This is a genomic window from Flavihumibacter cheonanensis (assembly GCF_022352215.1).
Lineage (GTDB): Bacteria > Bacteroidota > Bacteroidia > Chitinophagales > Chitinophagaceae > Flavihumibacter > Flavihumibacter cheonanensis.
Genome location: NZ_JAKRWF010000003.1, coordinates 292,129 through 307,965, shown reverse-complemented (window position 1 = coordinate 307,965; position 15,837 = coordinate 292,129). Strand labels below are relative to the sequence as shown.

14 protein-coding genes are annotated in these 15,837 nt (G+C 45.0%); 12 read left to right on the top strand and 2 right to left on the bottom strand.

Annotated features, from left to right (window positions below):
- Positions 1-20 precede the first annotated feature (20 nt).
- From MD536_RS15210 to MD536_RS15190, 5 genes are all read left to right on the top strand, one after another.
- Positions 21-311 (top strand): winged helix-turn-helix domain-containing protein, encoded by a 291-nt coding sequence (locus MD536_RS15210; protein ID WP_239601642.1) that lies wholly within the window; start codon positions 21-23, stop codon positions 309-311.
- 70 nt (positions 312-381) lie between these two features.
- On the top strand, positions 382-1,314 hold the full coding sequence (locus MD536_RS15205) for an ABC transporter ATP-binding protein (protein ID WP_239601640.1): 933 nt from the start codon (positions 382-384) through the stop codon (positions 1,312-1,314).
- Entirely contained in the window at positions 1,292-2,131 is an 840-nt protein-coding gene (locus MD536_RS15200; RefSeq protein ID WP_239601638.1) for an ABC transporter permease, read from the top strand. The genes MD536_RS15205 and MD536_RS15200 overlap by 23 nt, the downstream gene beginning before the upstream one ends.
- Before the next feature lies 1 nt (position 2,132).
- Positions 2,133-2,822: a LolA family protein gene (locus MD536_RS15195; RefSeq protein ID WP_239601635.1), complete on the top strand. Its 690-nt coding sequence runs from the start codon at positions 2,133-2,135 to the stop codon at positions 2,820-2,822.
- A gap of 91 nt (positions 2,823-2,913) precedes the next feature.
- On the top strand, positions 2,914-7,185 hold the full coding sequence (locus tag MD536_RS15190) for a T9SS type A sorting domain-containing protein (protein WP_239601633.1): 4,272 nt from the start codon (positions 2,914-2,916) through the stop codon (positions 7,183-7,185).
- A gap of 7 nt (positions 7,186-7,192) precedes the next feature.
- On the opposite strand, the gene pdxA is transcribed toward MD536_RS15190, so the two are convergent.
- Positions 7,193-8,284 (bottom strand): 4-hydroxythreonine-4-phosphate dehydrogenase PdxA, encoded by a 1,092-nt coding sequence (gene pdxA / locus MD536_RS15185; protein ID WP_239601632.1) that lies wholly within the window; start codon positions 8,282-8,284, stop codon positions 7,193-7,195.
- 78 nt (positions 8,285-8,362) lie between these two features.
- Here pdxA and rsmA point away from each other — a divergent pair, with 78 nt between their 5' ends.
- The 6 genes from rsmA (at position 8,363) to MD536_RS15155 (ending at position 14,245) form a co-directional block, all read left to right on the top strand.
- A complete protein-coding gene (rsmA, locus tag MD536_RS15180) occupies positions 8,363-9,127 on the top strand; it encodes a 16S rRNA (adenine(1518)-N(6)/adenine(1519)-N(6))-dimethyltransferase RsmA (RefSeq protein ID WP_239601630.1) in 765 nt (254 codons plus the stop codon).
- The gene (locus MD536_RS15175) at positions 9,120-10,043 is read left to right on the top strand and encodes an NAD(P)-dependent oxidoreductase (RefSeq protein WP_239601628.1); all 924 of its coding nucleotides are present in this window, start codon (positions 9,120-9,122) and stop codon (positions 10,041-10,043) included. The genes rsmA and MD536_RS15175 overlap by 8 nt, the downstream gene beginning before the upstream one ends.
- A gap of 98 nt (positions 10,044-10,141) precedes the next feature.
- Complete coding sequence (gene greA / locus MD536_RS15170) at positions 10,142-10,615, top strand: transcription elongation factor GreA (RefSeq protein ID WP_234867225.1); 474 nt, start codon at positions 10,142-10,144, stop codon at positions 10,613-10,615.
- 90 nt (positions 10,616-10,705) lie between these two features.
- A complete protein-coding gene (locus tag MD536_RS15165; RefSeq protein ID WP_239601626.1) occupies positions 10,706-13,054 on the top strand; it encodes an alpha-L-rhamnosidase in 2,349 nt (782 codons plus the stop codon).
- 67 nt (positions 13,055-13,121) lie between these two features.
- Positions 13,122-13,829: a toxin-antitoxin system YwqK family antitoxin gene (locus tag MD536_RS15160; protein ID WP_239601625.1), complete on the top strand. Its 708-nt coding sequence runs from the start codon at positions 13,122-13,124 to the stop codon at positions 13,827-13,829.
- Positions 13,826-14,245 (top strand): HIT family protein, encoded by a 420-nt coding sequence (locus tag MD536_RS15155; RefSeq protein ID WP_239601623.1) that lies wholly within the window; start codon positions 13,826-13,828, stop codon positions 14,243-14,245. The genes MD536_RS15160 and MD536_RS15155 overlap by 4 nt, the downstream gene beginning before the upstream one ends.
- Here the strand turns inward: MD536_RS15155 and ruvC are convergent.
- Positions 14,229-14,798 carry a crossover junction endodeoxyribonuclease RuvC gene (ruvC, locus tag MD536_RS15150; protein ID WP_239601621.1) on the bottom strand — a complete coding sequence of 190 codons (570 nt, stop codon included), beginning with the start codon at positions 14,796-14,798 and terminating at the stop codon, positions 14,229-14,231. The genes MD536_RS15155 and ruvC overlap by 17 nt on opposite strands.
- A 22-nt stretch (positions 14,799-14,820) precedes the next feature.
- Here ruvC and MD536_RS15145 point away from each other — a divergent pair, with 22 nt between their 5' ends.
- The gene (locus MD536_RS15145) at positions 14,821-15,837 is read left to right on the top strand and encodes a lysylphosphatidylglycerol synthase transmembrane domain-containing protein (protein ID WP_239601618.1); all 1,017 of its coding nucleotides are present in this window, start codon (positions 14,821-14,823) and stop codon (positions 15,835-15,837) included.

The following is a 15,837-nucleotide window of genomic DNA, read 5'->3' as shown; positions in this document are numbered from 1 at the left end:
GAGGAAGGAGATGCTTTTTCATGTTTAAAGAACTTGATCCCATATTGCATACCCCACTGAGGCTGGCCATTGTGTCTTTACTGATAAGCGTAAAAGAAGCTGAATTTACTTTTATTAAGGATAAAACCAATGCAACTGCCGGTAACCTGAGCGTACAAATCAGTAAATTAAAAGAAGCTGGTTATATCGATGTAGTAAAACAATTCAAGGAGAATTATCCTCAGACCATCTGTAAGATAACTCCTGAAGGGATCCGTGCTTTCGAAACCTATGTCAAAAACCTGCAATCTTACCTGAATGCCGGAAATTAACGGTATTTAAGGCATCGTTGCTCAACAATGGAATTCATCCGCTGTTATAGTTAGCAACTAATTGGGCAGGATGCAACCTTTGATTGAAGTCAACAAGCTGGTTAAACAATTTGATTCCCTGGTAGCAGTAGACAACCTCTCTTTTTCCGTTTATCAGGGAGATGTCTATGGTTTCCTCGGACAGAATGGAGCAGGAAAATCAACAACCCTGCGGATGCTGCTTTCCCTGATACTGCCCAGTTCCGGCAGTATTCGCTTATTTGGAGAGGAGCTCACGCCTAATCACAAATCCATACTCAGCCGGGTTGGTGCCGTTATTGAGCGGCCTGATCTGTACAAATATCTTACCGCCATAGAGAACCTTCGCATTTTTGCAAGGATGAGCGGGGTTAGGCCCAGTCATCGCCTGTTAATGGACCAACTTGAAATGGTGGGACTTGCAGAAAGAGCCAATAGTAAAGTGGCGACCTATAGCCAGGGTATGAAACAGCGATTAGGCATTGCCGTTGCATTGGTACACAATCCTGACCTGGTGATTTTGGATGAACCCACGAATGGATTGGACCCCCAGGGAATTGCAGATATGCGAAACCTGATCCTTCGACTGAGCCGTGAATTCCAAAAAACAGTGGTGGTTTCATCGCACTTACTTACTGAAATTGAACATATCGCTACGCGAATGATCATTCTCGACAGAGGAAAAAAAATGATGGAAGGAGCTGTGGCGGATTATTTTCAGCCAGCCAGTAATAAAGTTCACCTGGGTGTAGCCAATCCTGAAAAAGCAATTGAATTATTAAAAAAGGAGCCCTGGGGTTTACAGGTGGAACTGTCCAGGGAAGAATTGATTGTGTCCCTTGCTTCACACCAGGTACCTGCTCTGAACCGATACCTTGTTGAGCAGGGAGTAGAGATTCAATCCATTCGCTCCGTGAATTCGCTCGAAGCCTATTTTTTATCCTTAACCTCCGGAAATCAGCATGTGGCAGCTTTTACGAATTGAACTGTTTAAAATTTTCAAACGCCCCCGTACTTATATCAGCTTTGCTGCCATTGGTGCTATTGTGGCGCTGATTCTGCTGGCTTTTTATGCAGATGGCACCAATTATATGGCATTTGGTATGCAAAGCCTCACCCAGAGTTTTGACATTCAGGGAAATGTGCTCAATGGTTACCTGATCTGCTTTATCATTTTGCAAACCCTCCTGATTCACGTACCACTGCTGATTGCGCTGGTTGCAGGAGATCAGATTGCAGGTGAAGCCAATATGGGAACGCTTCGGTTGTTGATTACAAAACCGGTAAGCAGAACCAACTTATTACTGGCGAAATTTTTTTCCTCTGCCATTTATACCATTCTCCTTCTTTGCTGGATGGCCTTGTTATCGCTGGTTGTTTCTATTCTGATCTTTGGTACCGGCGACCTTATGATCCTGAAAAGTGAGGAGGTAGTGATACTAGAAAAAGCAGATGTGCTCTGGCGCTATTTTGCAGCCTTTGGTTTTGCAGCTATCGCCATGACAACGGTTGCAGCACTCTCCTTTTTACTCTCAGTTTTTGCTGAAAATTCCATTGGTCCGATTGTTACCACAATGAGTGTCATTATTGTCTTTACCATCCTCACCACTATGGATATTCCCATTTTTAATGCTATCAAACCATTTCTGTTTACCACGCATATGATAGGGTGGAAGGGCTTTTTTGATGCTCCGGTACAATGGGAACCTGTTTTGCAATCCGCTGGCATTTTACTTTTCCATATCATTGCCTTCCTGGTTGCTACTATTCTGATATTCCGTAAAAAAGATATTCTGTCCTGATATGAAAAATAGTTTGCTTATATCCTGTTTCTTACTGCTTTACTCATGCCTTCAGGCTCAGGATGCAGATAAATTGCTGGCATCAGTAAAAGCCAAACTCGAATCCGTAAAGGATTATACTGGGGAAGCTACACTTTCAGTAAATGTTTCCTTTATGAATGTGCCGGATTCCAGGGTAAAAGTTTACTTCCTGCAACCCGATCAATTTAAAATTTTAAAACCCGATGGAATATCGATTCTGCCCAAGGGGGGTATGAGTATCAGCCTGAACTCCCTTATTTCAGGGAAGGAGTTTACTGCAGTACCAGCAGGGTATACTTCGATGAATGGACGTAAACTGGCGACGATCAAACTTTTGCCTGTCAACGAAAACAGTGATATCGTTTTAAGTACCTTGTTGGTAGATGAAACTACCGCACTGGTATGGAAAGCTACTACTACTACCCGCGAAAACGGAACATATGAATCCATCCTTGAATACGGTCGTTTTGCACGTTGGGGATTACCTGACAAAATTCTTTTTGTGTTCAATACCAATACGTTCAAGCTTCCAAAAGGGGTAACGATGGAATACGAGGGTAGCAAAAAAGCAGCCACATCGAAACCACAGGGTGACGGAAAAGGCAGGGTTACGCTGGTTTATTCCAATTACACCATCAATACCGGTTTAAAGCCTGCCTTATTTAAGTAGTATTCGGCGTTTTAAGGGTTTTCCATTATTTTTTGTGTAAGAAAAAATATTAATCTCAATTGGTCGTTTTATAGGAGTCCAACCCTAGATTATGACCACCCCAATCCGTAAAATAGGTTTTTTGTTACTTGCAAGTTTGCTTGCATTTTTTGACATTCAATCGCAGAATCCTGCTACTCGTTCTATTGTTGTGGGTATTGGCCGAACCTCCTGTAATTCAGGGAACAATCGCCTGACTCATTTTGAGTTTAATGAACCCTTGAACAGGTTGAATAAGTTTCCATCTGACTGTAACCCATCCCTTGGCGGTCCGGGTTTTTCTATTTATGGCGCATTGGTTGATTATAACCCCAAAGACAATATGTTGTATTATTTCCGCTGGGTTGGAAATGATACTTATGTGTGGAGATGGACTCCAGGTACCTGTCCGACCGGTAGCCTGGCTCCGCTGCGAGTGTTTACCAACGCCAACCTCACTGCATCCTTTGATGCGGATGGTTATGCCTGGATGGTGAACATGATAGCAACAGGATCTAATCCGGTTCGTCATAACCTTACCTTACAACGCATTGATTTTACTACCGGTGTAGTAGGCGCAGCAGTACCTGTAACGCTTCCCAGTGGTGTAAATATTTATGAGAAAAGCGGCGACTTTACCATTACCCCGGGTGGTCAGTTTTATTTTGCGTTTGACAATAAGTTGATGACCATGAACTATACTGATTATGGTTCATTGCCCATTAATGCTACTTATATTGATACCATTCCACTTCCTGCTCCTAACCAGGATTTGATTGGTCTGGCTTATGCTGGCGGTCAGTTTATTGCATCTTTTGTTCGTTTTTCTCCCAATACTTGTATTCATAGCCGAATTAATATGTTAACCGGCGACCGTTTTACTGTTACACCCAATTCTACTTTTAGCTCCTATGACAATACCAGTATAACATCTGGCATTGGTTCTGCCAAGCGACTGGTTTCCTTAACACCTACCGGAACTACAGGAGAATACGATGTGGTGTATGATTTGCATGTCAAAAACTATGGGAACTATCCCATTTCCAATTTGCAGGTATTTGATACGCTCTCAAATATCAATGGGTTGGCGAATGTGGTAAGTGCAAGTGCCAGCCTGGTATCCAACCCGGCAGGAGTTGCTCTGAATACATCATTTAATGGTACCACCAATACAAGGCTGTTGGCTAACAGTCAGACACTAAAAAACTTCCCACTTGATGAGAATAATTTTACAATTCGGATAACTGTTCGGTTAAGAAATATTTTAGCTGGTGTCCTCTACAATAACTCTGCTACTGTAACTGGTACAGGTTTTGGAAGTACATCCACAGGTTTTGGAAGAGATCTACGTGATGTGTCCACCGATGGGTCCAATCCTGACCTGAACTTAAATGGAAAACCGGATGACGCCGGTGAGTCAGTACCAACTCCTTTTGTTGTAACAGTTGCCGGTGAAGCACCTCCTTGTCCGGCTATAAACAGGGTGCTCTATTCCCAGGATTTTGGTTCAGGTGGAACTTCCTCAGCTATGCCAGCAGGAACTTCCAACACTTATACTGGCGCCACTTCAAATCCGCTTGTTGAAAATCGGTATATGATTACAGATAATCCAGCGAATGGCAATACCAACTACTGGAATTCCATGCCGGATCATACTGGTAATTCCAATGGTAGGATGATGGTGGTTAATGCGGATGTGGATCAAAACGTTGTTTTCAGTACAACGATCAACAATCTTTGTTCTAACCTAAAGTATTCACTCAATGTATGGGTTGCCAACATAAGCAACAGCAACCAACGTACATTCTGTTCTGCCGTTGGTGGATTCAAATCGCCGAAGTTGCAATTCCGAGCAAGAGATGCGGTGACCGGATTGGTACTGACAACTCTTACGACACCAGAGATAACCGGTAGTAGTTGGGAGCAGCATGGTATTCGATTTGTACTTCCTAATGGCTATACTTCCATCATATTGGAAGTTATCAACCAGGGTGAAGGTGGCTGTGGTAACGACCTCGCAATTGATGATATTGAATTCGGATTGTGTGATGCAGAGCCGGTTGTAAATACTACTGCAGTGAGTGCGGGATGTATTGGTGGTGAAGCAACATTCTCTGCGACACTTAGTGATCCAACCATTATCGATGGAACGGTTCAGTATCAATGGCAGGTGAGTAATGACAGTATTAGCTGGACAAATATTTCAGGAGCCACTAATTCAACCTACACAATTGCTTCGATGGATGCATCAAACCAACGCTATTATCGGGTTTTGGTTGCATCCGGTGGTAATATCAATAATGCACAGTGTAGATATGCATCTCCTGGATTTTTCCTTCCATTGAAATCTCCAAGTACAGCTGCGCCTGTTGGGATAAGGTCCAATCGAATAACTGTTTGTCCCAGTACTCCTACCCAACTAACAGCATTTGGCGGTCAGTTTGGAACCAATGCACGGTATGTCTGGTATGCAGTAGGTTGTGGTACAAATGCTCCTATTGGTTATGGCCCAACTATAACAGTATCACCTTCTACCAGCCGCCATTATTATGTTCGAATTGAAGGTGATTGTAATGTTACTGCTTGTGCAAGTATTCTGTTGAATGTCGGTTGTGATATCGATGATGATGATGATGGTATTCCTGATCTGGTTGAAAATAATGGACTGGATGCAGACCTTGATTCAGATGGAGATGGTATACCTGATTACCGTGATCCTGATACCCCAGGATTTCAAGATGGTGACAACGATGGTATTGATAATCGTTATGATTTTGACAGAGATGGTATCATCAACTCACTTGATCTGGACAGTGATCGTGATGGGATTCCGGATGTAGTGGAAGCTGGTGGCGTGGATGAAAACGGTGATGGTCGTATTGACAATTTCTCTGACCCTGATGGTGATGGCTTATCACAAAACGTAGACGCTTCATCAACCGGTGTTGCAGGTTCAGGAAATGGTCTTGGTTTACCCGACCTGGATGGTGATGGCATTCCCAATATGTTTGATCTGGATAGTGACAATGACGGTATTTATGATGTAATTGAAGCAGGAGGCATAGACATTAATAACAATGGTAGAATTGATAATGTAACCATCCTTCTTCTTCGCACCGGCCCGGATACAAATGGAGATGGCCGCGCTGATTCATATCCTTTCCGAAATATGGACAACGACTTAAGACCCAATCCCTATGACCTCGACAGCGATGGTGATGGTATTACAGATCTTCGTGAAGCAGGCTATCCGGACACTGATTTTAATGGAATGCTGGATACAGGAACACCCCGCCATTTTGTGTATCCCAACTCAGATGGCAGAGGTCCCCTTGATTACCTGGATATAGATTCAGACGATGATGGTGTGCCTGATAATATCGAAGGACTGGCAACAATCAGCTATCAGATGCCAACCGGAATTGATTCAGATAATGATGGTATAGATAACGCCTATGATGGAGTGAGTGGTTTCGGAGGAGTAGGTATCGTACCTAACGATGAAGACGCTGATGGCATCCCTGATTACCTGGATGAAGACACAGATGGAGATGGTGATCCGGATATCGTGGAAGCAAATGATTTCAACATGAACAATCGGCCGGATGACAACATTACCTTAACCGGCAATGATACCGATGGCGATGGTTTGGATAACCGCTTCGACCGGGATAATAATTCCGCGAAAGGAACCTCATCCTATATGGGTAACGGGGGCTCTCTAACAGGTGACCCTAGTCCAGGCTCCTCAACCATGGTGCAGAGACATTCTACTGCATCTACCGAACGCGACTGGAGAGTCTATCTCTATATCCTATCTACCCGATTTGTTCAGGTGAGTGCCTTCCAGCAAAACAATGGTATTCAATTGAACTGGGAGATCAGTACTACAGAACCGGTTGACTATTTTGAAATTTTGCGCAAGGATCCAACTGGTAACTATGTGCTGGTCGGTACCGTCCAGAATAGCTCCGGCTTCTTTGATACCAAACCTGGTACCGGTTCGGGTGTGCAATACCGTATCAAAGCAGTTAACCGCTCCGGTAAATTTGTGCTAAGTGATGTAGTTCTCGTAAAACTTTCTGTAGTGGAACAGGTATCTGTTATGCCGAACCCGGCACAATCCTACCTGCAGGTAATCATCAGCGCGAAGGAAAAACAATGGCTGGATTGCCAGTTGATGGACGACCGAGGCCGACTGGTTTACCAGCAATCACAACAAATTCAGAAAGGAAACAATACCATTCAGATTACCGGTTTAGGAAAGTTTGCACGCGGTATATACCTGCTGCGACTGGTGTCAAACAACCAGGAAGTAATTACCCATAAGATAATTCTCAGATAACGATTGCTTACTCTTCGATTTTCTCATCAACCGCATTCGCAAGAAGGCGGTTGGTGAGTTTTTTCATGGGGTTCGCCCTGTTTTCACGATATGCTGTGCGCTGCCGGATGATGTCAATACAGGTGAAAATAGCACTGATGAAAGAACTCTCATCGCCTTTGTTCTTACCTGCAATATCAAAGGCAGTTCCATGATCAGGCGATGTGCGTACTGCTGATAAGCCCGCAGTAAAATTCACCCCTTCTCCGTGGGAGAGTGATTTGAATGGGATCAGGCCCTGATCGTGATACATGGCCAATACAGCATCAAATCGCTCATGATATCCTCTTGCGAAAAAAGCATCTGCTGAAAATGGCCCCTGCACTATCGCATTGTTTTGCTGCTTGTATTCCTTGATGGCCGGTTTGATGATGTTTTCTTCTTCTGCGCCAATCAATCCTTCATCACCAGCATGCGGATTCAATCCCAATACTGCAATCTTCGGACGATCAATACCAAAATCCTGTTTCAGGCTGGCTTCTATCAGTTTCAGTTTGGATACGATAGCTGCTTTTGTGATATGCGGACCGATCTCCTGTACCGGCACATGTTCCGTCAGCAGGGCTACCCGCATATTGCTGGCTACCATCATCATCACAACTTCTTTGGCGTCAAATGCCTCTTTAAGATAAGGTGTATGACCAGTGAATGGAAAATTATCTCCCTGGGTATTTTTCTTGTGAATCGGTGCGGTTACCAGGCCCTGAATATGTCCCGCTTTCAACGCTTCTACAGCCGCAGTCAGAGAAAGAATCGCATATTTGCCTCCTTCCGGTGTCAACTGCCCCGGCGTAATAGCTACCTCCTCTTCCCAGCAATTGAATACATTTACCTGCTTGGGATTGATACGGGTGAAATCCTTGATCTGCTGAAAGTTAAAATTGCTGTCCGGTATGGATTTCCGGTAAAAATTGATCGCCTTGTTGGATGCAAAGATGATCGGTGTGCAAAGTTCCAGCAGTTTATTATTGGAAACTGTTTTGATGATCAGTTCGAGTCCGATTCCATTCAGATCCCCACAACTAATCCCAATCAGTGGACGTATAGATTCTGTTGACATATGTTCTATCTCGTTGAATAAGCAGTAAAAATACAGTATTCAGCGGCCGCGCCCAATACTGTATTTTTGCTCCATTCTATGTACACGCTTAAAAAATCACTGGGCCAGCACTTTCTTCGTGATGAAAACATCTGTCGTAAAATCATCGATGCCTTGCAGGAACAGCCTTTTGACCGCCTGCTGGAAGTAGGTCCGGGTGGGGGAGCACTAACCAAATACCTGCTGGAACTGCCCGGGATTGATTTCCGCGCTGTAGAGCTGGATGCCGAAAAAGTGCAATTCCTGGAAGCCACCTATCCGGCTTTAAAAGGCAAGCTGATCCACCGGAGTTTCCTGGATATCGATTGCCCCTTTGAACAAGCTTTTACCCTGGTTGGAAACTTTCCCTATAACATTTCCACTCAAATCCTGTTTAAAGTATTGGAATGGGAGCACCAGGTAGAACGGGTGATCGGGATGTTCCAGAAGGAAGTAGCCCAGCGGGTAGCAGCAGCTCCGGGTTCCAAAGTGTATGGCGTAATCAGTGTATTGGTGCAGGCCTGGTATGAGGTGCAGTACCTGTTTGATGTTCCTCCGGGCTGTTTTAATCCTCCTCCTAAAGTGATGAGTGGCGTAATTGCACTGGTGCCAAGAAAAGTAGTACCGGTAATGCGCAGCCGAAGAGATTTTTTCCTGCTGGTGAAAACTGCGTTTAATCAACGCCGTAAGACCCTGCGTAATGCTGTTAAATCTCTGTTCCCTCCTGAAGTATTGACGGACGAGATCTTTCAACAAAGGGCAGAACAGTTATCTGTAGCTGATTTCGCAGCGCTGACCTTTAAAATGAATGGTAAGAATGGATAAGGTATTGATCACGGCGGGTGTTCATCCCTGGTTGCCGGAAAAGTTAAAGTCACTCGGATTTGAAGTAGATCATCAGCCGGCCATTACCTACGACCAGGTAGTTGCGGGCATTGCTGATTATACCGGCATGATTGTTACTACCCGGATCAAAGTGGATCGCAACCTGCTGCAAAAAGCAGATCGTTTAAAATGGATCGGGCGCCTAGGCAGCGGACTGGAACTCATTGACCTGGCTTATGCCAAAGAAAAAGGTATCCGTTGTGAAAGCAGTCCGGAAGGCAACCGAAATGCTGTTGCTGAACACGAACTGGGCATGCTCTTATCACTGCTGAACAACCTGCATTCCAGTGCCGAAGAAGTACGCCAGGGGAAATGGTTAAGGGATGCTAACAGGGGAACAGAGTTGAGTGGCAAAATAGTAGGGATTATCGGCTTTGGTCACACCGGTGGTGCATTCGCCCGGTTATTGCAGCCTTTTGGGGTAACTGTTCTGGCCTATGATAAATATAGGTTCGGATTTGCTAAAGATTACATTAAGGAGGCCAGCCTGGAGCAGATCGCACGTTATGCACAGGTGATCAGTTTACACGTGCCCCTTACTGAAGAAACCCGGCACCTGGCCAACGATTCGTTTTTTAACAAGCTGGAAAATCAGCCGGTTTTTCTGAATACCAGCCGTGGAAAAGTGCATGATACTGCTGCGCTGATCCGGGCCCTGGAAACCGGTAAAATTGCTGCTGCCGGGCTCGATGTGCTTGAAAATGAACAGCTCAGCACCTATACGGAAGAGGAGAAGGCGCGCCTTTCCTGGCTCTGCTCTCAACCCAATGTGCTGGTTACTCCGCATATTGCGGGATACAGTCATGAAGCCTATCTGAAGATGGCAGAGGTCATCATACAAAAGCTGTTTGGATAATTAAAATCCCTATATTTGCTCCATCTGAGTGCAACGCTTTCACTATTCGCTGAAGGCGTTGTTCTTTTTTTTTACTTTTTAACCAAAGGAGGTTAATTATGGCAGATGTAATTTATGTGTCAAAAGAGACCCTTGAACAAATGAAGGAAGAGCTCCACCATATGAAAGCGGTGGAACGTCCTGCTGCCTCCAGAGCGATTGCCGAGGCGCGGGAAAAAGGAGATTTGCGTGAGAATGCCGAATACGATGCAGCCAAAGAGGCACAGGGAATCCTGGAAGCCAAGATCAAAAAACTCGAAAGCGATCTGGCCGTTGCCAGGATTCTGGAAGCAGATTCCATTGATACCAGCAAAGTATCCATCTTGACAAAAGTGACCGTTTCAAACCTCAATACGAAGAAAACCATGACCTACCAGATTGTTTCTGAAAAAGAAGCAGATCTGAAAGCAGGAAAGATTTCCGTAACCTCTCCAATCGGACAGGGACTGCTTGGCAAAACGGTAGGTGAGGTGGCCGAGGTAAAAGCACCCGCAGGCATTCTGAAATTCAAAGTGGAGCAGATATCGCTTTAAAAAGATTGACAGCAAACTTTAAAAAACGGTCATCTTTCAGGTGACCGTTTTTTTTGCCCCTATATTGTTAATTTCAGACAAACTGCGGGTATGCGATTGATTCTTGTCTGTTTGTTTCATCTTTTTATTATCGGATCTGGTACAGCTCAATCATCTTCAGCCATTCATTGGAAGGGGAAATGGATACGTGATCCCCAAACTCATTTCTTTGCTGATGAGAAAGCCTACCAGGAAAATCCTGCACCGGTTTTTAAAAAGGAATTCAGGCTGAATAAACCGTTGCGTTCTGCTATGCTGCATATCAGCGCATTGGGCTATTATGAAGCCAGTTTGAACGGAAAAAAAATTGGTAACCGCGTACTGGAGCCTTCCCAATCAGATTATGCACACCGGATATTTTACAGCAGTTATGACCTAACGTCAGCGCTTAACCGACAAAGCAATTCATTAGAAGTTGTGGTCGGCAATGGCTGGTACAATCCTATGCCTCTTCGGTTATTCGGAAGATTTAATCTGCAGGAAGCCCTTCCTGTTGGGGAGCCTGCACTCCTTGTTCAGCTGGAATTGATTTTTAAAGATGGCAGCAAACAACTGGTAAGTTCCGATGAATCCTGGCAGGTGACTGACAGTGAAATCCTTAGAAATAGTATTTACCTGGGAGAGTGGATTGATCTGCGTGTAAACAACAACTTTAGAGAATGGCGAAAGGCAATCATAGCAAACCCGCCTGCAGGTAAACTGGAGGCACATCGTAGTCCGTCTGTTGTTATTGGCGATACATTGGCTCCTGTTGCCATATACTCCACTAAAACCGGATGGCTGCTGGATTTTGGCACCAATCAAACCGGAGTATTGCAACTTAAAACCCGCCTCCCGGCCGGAACAAAACTGAAAGTGCAATATGGCGAACTCTTATACCCGGATGGAAGCCTCAATAAAATGACCAGTGTAACCGGCCAGATAAAAGCTGCCGGTATCGGAGGCCCCGGCGCTCCTGATACTGCTTACCAGGAAGATGTTTTTATATGTTCAGGAGGAGAAGATCTGTTTCGCCCGAAATTCACGTATCATGGTTTCCGGTATGCAGAAATCCAGGGGTATCCCGGTGAACCGGATACCTCGGCGATTCGTGCTTTGGTCTTGCATGCGGATCTCAAAGAAACCGGCAGTTTTTCCTGTTCTAATCTCCGCATCAATGAATTAGTGGCGATTTGTCGCCGTACTTTCCTTAGTAACCTCATCGGTGTACAATCTGACTGTCCGCATAGAGAAAAACTGGGATATGGAGGAGATATTGTAGCAACTGCAGAGTCTTTTATCCACCTGTTTGATATGGAGGATTTCTATGCGAAAACCGTTCTTGATTTTGCAGATGCCGCCCGGCCCAATGGAGCCTTCACCGAAACCGCCCCCTTTGTTGGTATTGCTGATGAAGGTTATGGAGAAGGATCCGGACCCATTGAATGGGGTACTGCACATCCTGAATTGTTGTGGCAGTTGTACCGGTATTACAGTAACAAAGAATTGCTGCTGGATCAATATCCGAATGCAAAAAAATGGGTAGAGTTCCTGCGCAGCAAAGCTGTTGATCACCAACTGCACAATACCATTGGCGACCATGAATCGGTTGCACCTAAAGATCTTTCTGTAAGTGCTACTTCCTTTTATTATTACAATGTGAGCTTGTTAGCGCGACTAGCATTCATCCTGGGTAAAGAGGAAGAAGCAATGAACTATGTTGGTTTGGCGGAACAGATCAAACAGCGGTTTGTGGAAACCTATATTAGTAAGGATTCCGGCAAGGTAGGAATCGGAACCCAATCCACCCAGGCACATGCATTGTATTTTGGCCTGGTTCCATCTGAGTTAAAAGCTGCAGCATTCAATTACCTGGTAAATGATATTACGATATGCCAATCCGGTCATCTCAGTACCGGAATTTTTGGTACGAAATACCTGCTGGAAGTTTTGGGAGAAAATGGCAGGGCAGATCTGGCCTATGATATCATCACGAAAGAAGGCTTTCCCGGCTGGATGCACATGATTGATAATGGCGCTACCAGTTTATGGGAGCATTGGGGGTATAGTGATAATACTTTTTCGCATAATCACCCGATGTTCGGGACAGTAACAGAGTTCTTTTTCCGATGGATAGCAGGGATAAGGAAGATGGACAAGGGAGGAATGGAAGAAAAGTTTATTGTGCAGCCGGATACGAGGCGATTAGACTGGGCGAAGGCGAAAGTGGGTACTAAAAATGGCACGCTTAGTACAACATGGAAAAAGAAAGGAAATCAACTGGAGGTAATAGTAGAGGTGCCTGCTAACACCATCGTACAGCTGCAATTGCCTACAACTAAAACTTCCCGAAACCTGAAAACAACCATCCTCAAACAGGGTAAACACACCATCCTGCATACCCTCCCGCCCGGCTGGTAACAATTCGGTAACCTTCCGGTAACATTGGGGATACATTTTGGTAACACAGGCCTGATAGTTTTGCGCCATGATTTGGCGACTCCTTTTCATGCTGCTGTTTTTCCCTTTGGCCATGCAGGCTCAAAAGACCATTAAATGGAATGGCTTACAGCTGAATGCCATTGATAAAAAAGGCCGCAAGCAGGGCGACTGGCTATTCTTTGACAAAAAAGGCAATGCACTTATGCAGTGCCAGTTTCAGAATGATAAAGTGGTAGGACCTCGGGTATTCTTCAATGAAGGAGATACAGTACTGGTTCGCTTAACCCCCACCGATAGCCTTGAGCATTTTATCTATTACTATAAGGGTGAAAAAATTAGCGGAGCCTTTGTGCAAAATGATGACCGCTTCCGGATCGAACTGGATCATATACCCGCAGATTTTGGTTCAGCAGAATTGGCTGAACTCAAGCGCTGGTATGCAGTGAAGATCGAGCCGGTGTACATGTTCGCCACTCAAAACCTGATCGATTATTTCAGCGCTGCTTATTATAAAGCGAATGCCATTCCCAACTGGAATCATACCTTTGTGGTCACCATCAATGCATCTGGCAAAGTGACCCATGTGGAATGTCCGTCAAGGGATGAACTCTGGACAGAGAATCTTGAGAATGAAGTTTTTGGAATGTTTTACAACATGGGTCGCTGGCAGCCATTTTTTGATACCTGGGAAACCCGGGATATAAAAATTACGATGTCATTGGGGGCAGATTTGCAAACAATCACCTCAAGATGACCATATTCACCAAGTTGATCAACGGCGAAATTCCTTCTTACAAGATCGCCGAAAATGACAAATTCTACGCCTTTCTGGATGTATTCCCCATGACACACGGCCATGTGCTGGTTGTGCCCAAAATGGAAGTAGATAAATTCTATGATGTGCCGGATGCCTACCTGGCGGAAATACTGGTTTTTGCAAAACCTATCGCACGTGCTATTGAACAGGCATTCCCCTGTCAGCGGGTAGGTTCTGCAGTAATTGGACTGGAAGTGCCGCATGCACACCTGCACCTCGTGCCCCTTCAATCTGCTGACGACCTGAATTTCACCCGACCTAAATTGAAACTGAGTCCGGAGGAATTAAAAACCGCACAGGAAAAAATCCTGGCATACCTGGAAAATCCTGAAGTATTCAGACCGGTTTCCTGATCCGGTGCTCGTTTTTCTTAAGGAAATCTTCCCAGCCTTTTAGTTTGGAGGCGGCTCCGGGAATGGGAGAGGTTGTCTGGTAGTGATGACAGATTGCTACTGCGAGGGCATCCGAGGCATCCAGGAATTCAGGTTTCTCTTCTATCGTGAGTATGCGCTGTAACATGGACCAGACCTGGTGTTTATCAGCATTACCATTCCCGGTGATGGACTGCTTAACTTTTTTGGGCGAGTACTCACATACTTCGAGACCAGCTTGAATGGCGGCGGCAATTGCTACGCCCTGTGCTCTTCCCAGCTTGAGCATACTTTGTACGTTTTTGCCAAAGAAGGGTGCTTCGATCGCAAAACTGGTAGGTTGGTATTCCTGGATTAATTCGGCCACCCGGCGATGGATCAGCTCCAGCCGGATATGCTGGTCTTTTTTAGCATTCAATTTTAGCACATCCATGTGCAATAGTTGGAGCTTTTGACCGTTCACTGCTATCAATCCATAGCCCATTATGATGGTGCCTGGATCAATACCCAGAATTATTTGTGCGTTTTTTTTCAACGAGCGCTTATTTTTAACCCGGATGGTATCCAGCAAAAATATCAAAATCTTTCTCAACTACTGGTTGGGACCCCTGATATTCATTTGGTTGAGCTGGTCGATCTATCGGCAACTGAGTCTCCAGCCTGATTTGGCTACTACCTGGCAACAAATGCAGGAGACCCTGAGAACCGAACATGCCTGGAAACTAATTGCGGTGGTTGTGCTGATGTTGGCTAACTGGGGACTGGAAGCATTGAAATGGAGAGAACTCTTATTGCCCCTTCATCGTATATCCATGGTAAAGGCGTTTAAGGCAACACTAGCCGGACTCGCATTTGCAGTGAATACACCCAACCGGATTGGTGAATATGGTGGGCGGGTGCTCTATCTGCCGGAGGGTAAAAGACTGGCATCGGTTTCCTTAACCCTGATCGGAAGTTTCAGCCAGGTTTTGGTAACATTAGTAATTGGTACCATCTCACTATGGATTTGGTACGCCAATTATCAATCTGTGGACCTGCCTTCGCATTGGAACCTGCAGGAAATTTGGGTACCGGCACTGGGTTGGTTGCTGAGTTTTATCAGTGGTGCAGCTATCCTGCTGTATTTTCGCATCAGCTGGGTGGTAAGAGCTGCTGAAAAGATTCCGGGAGCAGGTAAAATCCTTCCGGTTTTGCAGGTGGTGGATCATTTACCGGTTACAATTTTGTTAAGAGTGCTTGGGTGGTCAGTGTTGAGGTACGGGGTATTTGTTATTCAATATATCTTACTACTGCAAAGTTTTAACGTGACGGATGCAATTGGAGTAGCTGCCTGGCTGATCAGCCTCCAGTTTTTGATCATGGCGATTATTCCTACTATTGCATTGGCAGATATTGGGATCCGTGGAAAGCTGGCATTGGAGTTGTTCGGAATGATCAGTGCCAACCAGTTGGGAATCATTGCAGCAGCGCTGGGAATCTGGCTGATCAACCTTATTGGCCCGGCTATTGTTGGTAGTTTACTGATCATCCGGATTAAACTCGTAGGTTCCGGTCCGGTCAAAGAAAATAAGTAG